The organism is Mangrovimonas sp. TPBH4, from assembly GCF_001280505.1.
In the GTDB taxonomy this organism is placed as follows: Bacteria; Bacteroidota; Bacteroidia; order Flavobacteriales; family Flavobacteriaceae; genus Mangrovimonas_A.
In genome coordinates this window covers 1-376 of sequence record NZ_LBIO01000079.1, presented here as the reverse complement: position 1 = coordinate 376, position 376 = coordinate 1, and the positions used below count along the sequence as shown (strand labels likewise).

Annotated in this window: 1 protein-coding gene; it reads left to right on the top strand. The window is 58.0% G+C overall.

Annotated features, from left to right (window positions below; all coding sequences use genetic code 11):
- Window positions 1–376, top strand: a 376-nt coding sequence (locus ZA05_RS18415; protein ID WP_197276123.1) for a hypothetical protein, incomplete at both ends; no start/stop codon positions are given.

Sequence of the window (376 nt, the reverse complement as noted above, 5' to 3'; positions counted from 1 at the left end):
TACGCCGAGTGGGTTGCCCTGGGCAGCATCACGGGCGGCTGTAACCTGATGGTTGAAGTGACCAATCCGGGGGCACCTGATGCCTGTGGTGGTTCAACCGAAGTAATCTGGACAGCTACCAGCGACTGTGGGGCACCGCTGTTGTTGAGTTCGACCTTTACGGTAGAACCGGCACCTGAGGTTTCCTTCAACGCGCCAGATGATTATACAATGGCAGCCTGTTCCGACCAGGCTTCGATCGACCAGGCATTTGCCGAGTGGGTTGCCCTGGGCAGCATCACGGGCGGCTGTAACCTGATGGTTGAAGTGACCAACCCGGGGGCACCTGATGCCTGTGGTGGTTCAACCGAAGTAATCTGGACAGCTACCAGCGACT